This window comes from Gemmatimonadaceae bacterium, from assembly GCA_037721215.1.
Lineage (GTDB): Bacteria > Gemmatimonadota > Gemmatimonadetes > Gemmatimonadales > Gemmatimonadaceae > UBA4720.
In genome coordinates this window covers 74,961-82,512 of the sequence record JBBJNV010000021.1, presented here as the reverse complement: position 1 = coordinate 82,512, position 7,552 = coordinate 74,961, and the positions used below count along the sequence as shown (strand labels likewise).

8 protein-coding genes are annotated in these 7,552 nt (G+C 61.1%); 2 read left to right on the top strand and 6 right to left on the bottom strand.

What is annotated here, in order from left to right; all coding sequences use genetic code 11:
- On the top strand, window positions 1–420 hold a 420-nt coding region (locus tag WKF55_12365; protein ID MEJ7760370.1), incomplete at its 5' end, for a glycosyltransferase family 9 protein.
- Here WKF55_12365 and WKF55_12360 read toward each other — a convergent pair.
- The 6 genes from WKF55_12360 to WKF55_12335 all read right to left on the bottom strand — a co-directional run bounded on the left by WKF55_12360 (window position 402) and on the right by WKF55_12335 (window position 6,208).
- Window positions 402–986, bottom strand: coding sequence for a Maf family protein (locus WKF55_12360; GenBank protein MEJ7760369.1), 585 nt, complete (start codon window positions 984–986; stop codon window positions 402–404). The two genes, WKF55_12365 and WKF55_12360, sit on opposite strands and share 19 nt — an antisense overlap.
- Entirely contained in the window at window positions 983–1,408 is a 426-nt protein-coding gene (gene dtd, locus WKF55_12355; protein ID MEJ7760368.1) for a D-aminoacyl-tRNA deacylase, read from the bottom strand. Before dtd ends, WKF55_12360 begins: the two co-directional genes overlap by 4 nt.
- A gap of 15 nt (window positions 1,409–1,423) precedes the next feature.
- Window positions 1,424–3,250 (bottom strand): glutamine--fructose-6-phosphate transaminase (isomerizing), encoded by a 1,827-nt coding sequence (glmS, locus tag WKF55_12350; protein MEJ7760367.1) that lies wholly within the window; start codon window positions 3,248–3,250, stop codon window positions 1,424–1,426.
- 84 nt (window positions 3,251–3,334) lie between these two features.
- On the bottom strand, window positions 3,335–4,711 hold the full coding sequence (gene glmM, locus WKF55_12345; GenBank protein ID MEJ7760366.1) for a phosphoglucosamine mutase: 1,377 nt from the start codon (window positions 4,709–4,711) through the stop codon (window positions 3,335–3,337).
- Between the two features lie 91 nt (window positions 4,712–4,802).
- The gene (locus tag WKF55_12340) at window positions 4,803–5,651 is read right to left on the bottom strand and encodes an endonuclease/exonuclease/phosphatase family protein (protein ID MEJ7760365.1); all 849 of its coding nucleotides are present in this window, start codon (window positions 5,649–5,651) and stop codon (window positions 4,803–4,805) included.
- Window positions 5,648–6,208 (bottom strand): hypothetical protein, encoded by a 561-nt coding sequence (locus tag WKF55_12335; protein MEJ7760364.1) that lies wholly within the window; start codon window positions 6,206–6,208, stop codon window positions 5,648–5,650. The genes WKF55_12340 and WKF55_12335 overlap by 4 nt, the downstream gene beginning before the upstream one ends.
- A 180-nt stretch (window positions 6,209–6,388) precedes the next feature.
- Between WKF55_12335 and WKF55_12330 the strand changes: the two genes are divergently transcribed.
- The gene (locus tag WKF55_12330) at window positions 6,389–7,552 is read left to right on the top strand and encodes a PLP-dependent aspartate aminotransferase family protein (protein ID MEJ7760363.1); all 1,164 of its coding nucleotides are present in this window, start codon (window positions 6,389–6,391) and stop codon (window positions 7,550–7,552) included.

Here is a 7,552-nt window from a genome sequence, read left to right as displayed (position 1 = left end):
AATGAACACTACGGCCTGCAACCAGTACTTGTCGGCGGGACATCACCGCGCGAGGTCGCGGCTGCCGACTCGATTCGTGAACTCGCCATCCACCCACCGGTTTCGGCGCTCGGCAGCGGGCTGCGCAATCTCGTCGGCATCCTCGAGGCCTCCGCGCTGGTCCTGTCACCCGACACGGGCCCCCTGCACATGGCCGTCGCCCTCGGCCGGCCCGTCATATCTCTGATCGGCTACACCGACCCGCGACGAACCGGCCCCTACCGTGCGTTCCACGACTTGATCGTGGACGGCTACCACGACGAAGGTGCGGCCGGTCCGGTGACGATGAAGACTCGGGCCGGCCGGATGTCGGGTATCAGTGTGACGGACGTGCTCGAAAAGATAGAGACCTGGTCCGAGCGCTACCGCCCAAAATCGTAGGCGACCCCCACCCTGCCCAGAAGCGTAACGAGTCGCAGCAGTGGCAGTCCCATCACGGCGAAGTAGTCGCCCTCGACGCGCCGCACGATCGTTGCGCCAAATCCCTGAATTCCGTATGCGCCCGCCTTGTCCATCGGCTCGCCGGTCGAGATATAACTGGCGATCTCGATACTGTTGAGATCGCGAAATGTGACGCTCACGACTTCCATGTCCGACACAATCTCATCGCCCCGCGCGACAGCAACCGCCGTTATCACGAGATGTGTCCGCCCGCTGAGCATGGCCAGCATACGCGCTGCATCAGTCTGGTCTCGCGGCTTCCCCAGCACCGTGTCGTCCACTACAACAATCGTGTCCGCGCCAATTACAACCGAGTCGCGTTCGAGGCTTGCGACCTTTGCAGCCTTCGCCCGCGCCAGGCGCTCAGCGTGTTCACGCGGCAACTCGCCCTCGAGATATGTCTCGTCGACATTGGCAGGGTACACCGAATGAGGAATGCCGATGAGTGCCAGCAGCTCGCGCCTGCGGGGCGAGGAAGACGCCAGCACCACCGGCGGCATCGTCATCGCTCGAGCCAGAGCGTTACCGGTCCGTCATTCACCAGCTCGACGTCCATCATCGCACCGAACTCTCCGGTCTCGACGGTCAATCGGCGGCGCGTGAGGGCTTCGATGAACGCTTCGTATACAGGAATTGCCGTCTCGGGCCTGGCCGCGTCTATGAAGCTCGGGCGCCGTCCCTTCGTGGCATCGCCGTAGAGCGTGAACTGCGATACGACCAGCACAGCACCGCCGACATCACCGATGGCCAGATTCATTTTCCCTTCGGAGTCCGCAAACAACCGGAGGCCCGTGACCTTCTCCGCCATCCAGTCAGCCTCTTCGCGCGTGTCGCCGTGGGTGATCCCGACGAGCAGCAGAAACCCGTGCGCAATCCCGCCCGTCGCGCGCCCCGCTACGCGGACCTCGGCGCGCGAGACACGCTGCAGCAGAACGCGCAGACGCTACTCCACCGTGACCGACTTCGCGAGGTTGCGCGGCTGGTCGACGTTCGATCCTCGTTTTACGGCGATGTAGTACGCGAGGAGCTGCAGCGGTATGCACGCGAGTACAGGTGTGAGCATATCGATCGTCTCGGGAATTCTGAATTCGTAGTCCACTTTCCCTGCGAGCGCCGGCTCGTCGCGGCTGGTAATTGCGATGACACGGCCCTTGCGCGCCGACACCTCATGCACATTCGAAACGACTTTGTCGAACACCGCATCGTGCGGGGCAATGAAGACCACCGGCATCATTTCGTCGATGAGTGCAATCGGCCCGTGTTTCATCTCAGCGGCAGGATAGCCTTCGGCGTGGATGTAGCTGATCTCCTTGAGCTTGAGCGCGCCCTCGAGGGCGGTTGGAAAATTGTAGCCGCGGCCGAGGTAGAGAAAATTCTGCGCGCGTTTGAATTCCTCGGCAATTGCTTCAATTTCTGCAGCGCGCTCGAGAATCTGACGCACCTGCCCGGGAAGCGCATAAAGCGCCTCGATGATCTCCTTGCCGCGGACGACGGATACATCCTTGAGCCGCCCGATTTTGAGAGTGAGCAGCGCCAGCGCGACTACCTGACTGGTGAACGCTTTCGTGGATGCAACTCCGATTTCAGGGCCAGCGTGCACGTAGATGCCGCCGCCTGATTCACGCGCTATCGTCGAACCAACGACGTTGACGACACCATACGTACGTGCGCCGCGGTTCTTTGCTTCACGCATGGCCGCCAGGGTGTCCGCCGTTTCGCCTGACTGTGAGATCACAATACAGAGAGTGCGATCGTTGACAATCGGATTGCGGTACCGGAACTCGGATGCGTACTCGACCTCGACCGGAATCCGGGTAAGCTCCTCCATCATGTGTTCGCCGATAAGCGCCGAGTGCCAGCTCGTCCCGCAGGCAGTGATCACGACGTTGTCGAATCGCAGAAGTTCTTCGTCCGTCATGTTCAGGCCGCCCAGCTTCGCGGTTCCTTCTTCACCGAGCAGACGACCGCGCATGCAGTTCTCGATCGTCTCCGGCTGCTCGAAGATCTCCTTCAGCATGAAGTGGTCGAACCCTCCACGCTCTATCTGATGCAGGTCCCAGTCGATCTTGCTGACCTTGCGGTCCAGCACTTTCGCTCTCAGGTCAATCACCCGATATCCGTCGCGGCTGAGAACGGCAAGATCGCCATCGTCGAGGTACACGACTTCCCGGGTATGAGCGAGAATGGCTGAAGCATCGCTGGCCACGTAGTACTCGCCATCGCCCAGTCCTACCAGGAGCGGACTTCCCTTTCGCGCCGCGACAATCTTGTCTTTGTCTTCACTCGAGACGACAGCGATGCCGTACGTCCCTTCTACCTGCCACAAGGCTTCGATGACGGCATCCTCGAGGTTGCCATCAAAGGCCTCTTCAATCAGGTGGGCGATGACTTCGGTATCCGTCTCGGATACGAATTTGTGGCCGAGCTCGACAAGCCGCGCCTTGAGAATAGTGGAATTCTCGATGATGCCATTATGAACGACGGCGATTTGACCTTTGCAATCGACGTGCGGATGCGCGTTGCATTCATTCGGCGCACCATGCGTCGCCCAGCGGGTGTGGGCGATGCCCAAGTTGCCGTTTACCGGCGCGGCAATGAGGGCAGCCTCGAGACGCGAGATCTTTCCCGCGGCCTTCCTGGTTTCAACGCCGCTGCCGTTCATCACCGCGACGCCGGCGGAGTCGTATCCCCGGTATTCCAGGCGCTTCAACCCGTCGAGAAGAACCGGGGTCGCACTTCTCTCTCCGATGTAGCCGACAATACCGCACATAGAAAACCGTATCCCCTTAAGGCGCCTGACAACTGCCACTTCACAACATAAGTGGCAAGGACGAGGCCCGGATAGAAGCGGGCGCTAAGCGCTGAGCGCTTCGAGCGGTGCCCTGCTTTCCCGGACCAGTTTTTCCGCGTCTTCCCTTGAAGGTGCCTCGGCTATTACCCTCACTATTGGCTCGGTTCCCGACGGACGCACGTGCACCCACCGGTCATCCCAGGTAAGCCGCAATCCGTCCTGCATGTCGGCATGTGCATCCGGAAATGCTTTTCGTAGTGACGTGTAAACCGACTCCAGGGGCGCCGGGGGCAGATCGAGCTTTTCCTTGACGATGGAGTAGCGCGGATAGCCCGCAACGATTGCCGCCAGCAACCGGCCTTCCTCGTGGAGGAGCTGCAGGATAAGAGCCGCACCAACGGGAGCATCGCGTCCAAGGTGAAGCTCAGGAAGAATGACACCGCCGTTGCCTTCACCCCCTATCGCCGCGCTCTCCGACCGCATGCGGGTGGCGACGTTCACCTCGCCCACCGGCGCACGTATTACAGAGCGGTTGGCTTCCCTCGCGATATCGTCGACAATCCGGCTGGTGGAAAGGTTCGTCACCACCCCTCCCTGTCGATGTCGCAGCACAATCTTGGCGGCGAGAGCCAGAGTGTAATCCTCGCCAATCGCTTTCCCTTCATCGGAAACAAGCGCAAGCCGGTCAACATCGGGATCCACCGCAAACCCGACGTCAGCTTTCGATTCGAGAACAAGCCGCTCCAGATCACCCAGGTTTTCAGCAATAGGTTCCGGGGAGTGCGGGAACCTTCCGGTCGTTTCAAGATTGATCGCTGAAACGCGACAGCCAAGCTGCCTCAGCAGCTCCGGCATGAAAATGCCGCCGGCGCCGCAGACGCAATCGAGTGCGACGTGATAGCCACGCCGCTGAATTCCAGCGACGTCGAGAAAGGGAATTGCGAGCACAGCCTTGATATGACGGGCGATCGCGCTGGTGTCTGTCTCGATGATCCCGATTTCATCCCACGTTGCGCGACGGATATCACCGTCAACGACCGCACGCATCTCCATCGACTCGGCAGGGTCGAGAAAGAGTCCTGAGGAACTGATGAACTTGAGAGCATTCCACTCGATCGGGTTGTGGCTGGCTGTGATGGCAAGTCCGCCTGCAGCGTGGTGATGCTCGACCGCGAGCTGAATCGTGGGTGTCGGCGCCATTCCGACATCGATCACGCCGCAACCAACGGATTGAAGGGCGGAAATTACGACCGGGTGAAACATCGGTCCCGACACCCGGCTGTCCCGTCCCACGACGACCTTTGCGGGCACACCCCCGGCGCGCTGCCTTGCCCAGGCCCCGAACCCGGCCGCGAACTTCGCCATGACCTCGGGCGTGAGTGCCTCGCCGACGCGACCGCGGACACCCGAGACACTCACCATCAGGCCTTCATACGCCATTCAGTATCTCCGCTGCGGTGGACAAGCCGCGAAATCTAGCAACCGCGTATCACCGCTACGTGCCGCAGAAGTCCAGCTCTGTGTTGCGTGCTCATGTCCGGTCGCGTGAACGAGCAACGGTCTCAATCTCGTAGAGCACCGGAAGATGATCGGACGCCTGACTCTCGATGACTCTCGCCGTCCGGCAGCGGACTTCCAGCGGCAGCAGCAGATAATCGATCCGCTTGACAGGCAGTTTCGCCGGGTAGCTAAAACCGTTCCCGTTGCCACACCGCCATCCGTCTTTCCATCCGGATGCAGCAAAAATCGCCATCACTGCACTCTCCGGCTCGGAGTTCAGGTCACCGCCGAGAAGGACGGTACTGCCGTCGGCCTGAAGTGCACGGCCGATGCGCACCAGCTCGCGGGCTTCCTGGAGCCTGTAGAAATCTTCGCGCGATGGATCGATGTGGGTGTTCAGTACGCGCACCTCGCCAAGCGACGTCAGGATGGTTGCCCGAAGCGCGCCGCGGGGTTCGTAGCCCGCGCCGGACCGTTCCTGCGGCGGGTTTACGGGAAGACGCAGCAGAGTATCAGACCGGATACTTCGCCGCGACAATATGGCGATCCCGTATTCCCCGCCCTGGTAATCGAGCGTCTTTCCAAATGCTGCGCGGAACCCGGTCAGCGACGCGAGACGCGCCACCTGATCGACATTTCCGGATCGCCTGGTTCGACGATCCACTTCCTGCAACATCGCCACGTCGGCACCACTCTCGCGGACGACCTCCGCTACCCGCTCGAGATTGTCGACCCCGCTCGCATCCTTTCCGGCGTGGATGTTGTAAACGAGCACGCGGATGGACGGCAAAGCGGCGTTGCTGGCAGGCGGTGCACATCCGGCAAGCAAGAGCAACAACACATGCCACCGGCCCTGCCGCATGACATCCGTCAGTCTCACCTGATTTCGACGTATCTCTCGAGACGCGCAACTTCCGCGGCATCGACGTACTTGCCGATTTCCCGCCTGAACCTGGCCATGTCGGTGTATGGGCGGTACTCCTCGAACTCATGCTCCATCTTCGGGCCGACGCCGGGGATCAATTGCATTTCTTCCCCCGTTGCCTTGTTCAGATCGATCGGCATCCAGAGGCGCGTGTACGCCGAGTCGCGCTGCTTTTCACTCATGGTTTTCGCGAGCACCGCGTTGACCTTCGTCATGCTTGTGTAGGGCCGCCCAGCGATGAGCGCGTCAGCTACCGGCTGCGTCATGCCGGCAATCGTCATCAACTCGGTCGCGGGAGCGGAATTCGGATTGATCCACGCCCCGGTGGCCGCGGCGCCCATCATGGTTGGCGGCGTTTCAGGCGGAGTTGCAATCTGGGCATCAGCCGCCACCGTCGCGGTACCGGTGTCGCTAACGACCGCCGCATCGTCCGTATCTGCACTGCAGGCGGTAAAGCCAACAACGAGGGCCGCGGTTCCGAGGAGCCTGAAGTAGTTCGAGTGCTGGTTCATGTTTTTCCTGGGTCAGGGTGGGGGCGCGTTCTCCCCGCGTTCCGATTGTGCGCCGTGGTGAATCTGACGACAATTTCCGATCACCGCCAATTGCCGGCTCTGCCTGTGTGTGCAGAGCGGCGCCAGGATGCGGCAGGGGGGCTTATCTTTTCACGACCCAATACCCTAACTGTACAGAGCATGACCCGAATTTTCGACGAAGACGCGCTGGCGTCGTTTGGCACCCGCGCCATCCATGCCGGTCAGCGACCGGACCCGCTGTCGGGCGCGATCATGACGCCTATCTACACCACCTCGACCTATGTCCAGGATGCGCTTGGCGAGAACAAGGGCTACGAATACGCCCGGGGCAAGAATCCCACTCGCGAAGCTCTCGAGCGCAACGTCGCGGCGCTTGAAGGCGGTGTGCACGGCTTCGCCTTTAGCAGCGGAATGGGATGTCTCGACTCGCTGATGAAACTTTTTCGATCGGGCGATCACATCGTATGCGGAGAGAATGTTTACGGGGGCACGTTCCGGCTGTTCGACCGGATTCTCGCCAACTTCGGCCTGACGTTCACGTTTGTGGACAGCCGAGACCCGCAGCGCATTGCCGACGCCTGTTCGGCTGACACGCGAGCGGTGCTCATCGAGACGCCGACGAATCCTCTCATGCGCCTTACCGACCTTGGTGCCGCCGGCGAAATAGCCAAACGCGCCGATGCATTGTTCATCGTCGACAACACATTCGCGACTCCATTTTTTCAGCGGCCGTTCGAGCATGGTGCAGATATCGTGTATCATTCCACCACCAAATACCTCAACGGCCACAGCGACATGATCGGCGGGATGGCAGTTGTCCGCGATGACGGAATTGCGGAGAAATTACAGTTTATCCAGAATGCAGCGGGCGCCGTTCCCGGGCCGTTCGATTCGTGGCTTGCCCTGCGCGGCACGAAGACCCTTCACCTGCGAATGCCGCGTCATGACGCAAACGGCCGCCGCATTGCTTCGTGCCTGGTTGACATGCTGGGCGCGGAAAACGTGATCTATCCCGGGCTGGATTCGCATCCCCAGCACGATCTGGCCCGACGGCAGATGACGGGATTCGGAGGCATGATATCGGTCGAGCTGGGGACCAAGGCGCGGGCCGCCGAGGTGCTCGGCAAGGTGCGCGTTTTTGCTCTCGCCGAGTCGCTCGGTGGGGTGGAGAGTCTCATCAGCCATCCGGCGTCGATGACACACGCATCCGTGCCTGCCGAGCGTCGCGCCACGCTGGGGATCACCGAAGGCCTGGTGCGGCTTTCCTGCGGTGTCGAGGATGTCGAGGATCTGCTTGCGGATGTGGAGCACGCATTCGCCTAG